Origin of the sequence: Rhodopila sp. (genome assembly GCF_035548235.1) — a bacterium.
GTDB lineage: Bacteria > Pseudomonadota > Alphaproteobacteria > Acetobacterales > Acetobacteraceae > Rhodopila.
In genome coordinates, this window is sequence record NZ_DASZTJ010000226.1 from 1 (window position 1) to 1,752 (window position 1,752).

Consider the following 1,752-nt stretch of genomic DNA (forward strand, 5'->3'; position numbering starts at 1 on the left):
GAGATGTTAACCGATCGCGGGGAATAATAGGGTCGTTTTCCTTGCGCCTCCTCTGAGGGTGTTCTGTCGCTCATGTAATCGTGAACGCGGTCGAACGGGCAGATCGGCGGACGGAGGGTGCCGGGAAATAATGTCGGCCGATGGCCAGTTTTTTTGAGAGATCAGCCCGGATGGATCACGAGAATATATCCCTGGTTGCTCGGTGGCGGCATGGTGCAGCCATTCGCATCACACCACGCTGGCTCAAATGTCTGGCATTATTCCTGACCGGGTCCATCCTGGCGCTCGCCCTTGGTTCCACGCTGCTGTGGAGGAACGCGGCAGGCAAAACGGTGCCGAGCACGGACCCCTACGCCCTGGGTTACGAGCGGGTCTGCGACCGGCCGGAATTGGGCGCGCCCGCGGGTCGATTGACCTATGGCCTGCGCGTCCCCACTGGCAGGTGCCTGCACTATGCCTGGCTGTGCCGCTCGTATAACGGTCGTTGTCCCGTTCCCGCGGGCTATGCGATCGCCAAGCAGGGCACGGAATAGGCCGCGCTCGTCCGGCGCGGTCTTCTGACGGCACCCCCTTCCATCGGTCCCCGTCCTGCCGCGCTGCGATCGAAAAAGGGGGAGCCGAAGCTCCCCCAATCTCACCGGAATTTGCGCCGCGGCCGGTCAGGCGCCGAGCTGAAGCAGCGCCTGCTCCGTGCAATAGGTGTCGTAGAGGCTGGGATCGTTCATCTTGGTCTCGTACCCGCCCTGCATCGTGCGCGCGAGCCACAGCAGGCCCACGTCGTTGGTCTGAAGATCCGTACAATGCACGTGTACCCATGACCACATCGGATGGCCGGTCGGCTCCATGAAGGCGGACCCGCCCTTGTCTCTGGCGTCGTAATAGTCGGAGGCGCTTTCCCAGTGTTTGTACATCGCGCCGCGCCGATCGTAGGTGATCATGGTCAGCGGGCAGCCGGATCGCGCGTCGATCCAGATGCGCTTCCTGCTGTAGGGTGCGCGCGGATACTTCACCGGCTCGCAGTCGATGACATAGGCCTCCGGGATCAGCTCCATCGTCGTGTCGAAGAAGCGCTTCTTGCCGTTCGGACCGCTGGTCGGCGTGCGGTCCCAGTTCGCGTCCTTCCAGTTCCAGTTGTCCGCGACGGCGCCGAGGCAGGGGCCGTGCCTGACGACCTTGTAGTTGCCCCAGGTCAGGTACGGATCGCCCATCGTCCACGCATCGGACAGATAGGCGGTCGAGCCCGGCACCATCGGGTCGAAGCGCTGGGTGGTCGAAAAGCGCCGGATGCGCTTGAAGGTCGGAATGAAGCCATGCAGCTCCGGGTACTGCGTCGCGTCATAGGGCCAGGTGTTCAGGAACGAGGTGCCGGCGACATCCGTCGGACTGCTGAAGAAGGCCGTGTTCCAGCGGAGGATCTCGCGGTCCCGGTAAGGCGTCGGGGCCAGCGTGGTCCGGCCGGTGCCCTGAATCTCGACCCAGCAGAATTCGTAGTGATAGGTCGGGTTGCTGTGCCCGTCGAGCTGGGTCTGCTTGATGCAGAACAGCAGTTGGTCGTGCCGCCCCCAGCTCAGCGACAGCGGCGCTACGATTTCCTGCGCATTGGCGGGATTAGGGAACGGGTTGCCGCCGATCCACGGATCGGTCGTGCCCTTGACGCGGACGTTGCCCTTGTCGTCGAAGGCGGCCTTGCCGCGGTTCTTGTCGGTCGCCTGCAGGTAGTCGTAGGGCGCGAGCTTGGTGATGTCGGTCGTG

At 63.7% G+C, this 1,752-nt stretch carries 2 protein-coding genes; one reads left to right on the plus strand and one right to left on the minus strand.

Features of this window, described 5'->3' with window-relative positions:
- The first annotated feature begins 332 nt into the window (after nucleotides 1–332).
- Complete coding sequence (locus VHB27_RS18725) at nucleotides 333–533, plus strand: hypothetical protein (RefSeq protein ID WP_325603335.1); 201 nt, start codon at nucleotides 333–335, stop codon at nucleotides 531–533.
- A 126-nt stretch (nucleotides 534–659) separates the two neighbouring features.
- Here the strand turns inward: VHB27_RS18725 and VHB27_RS18730 are convergent.
- Nucleotides 660–1,752 (minus strand): DUF1329 domain-containing protein (locus VHB27_RS18730; RefSeq protein WP_325603337.1); only part of this gene is annotated, 1,093 nt, incomplete at its 5' end.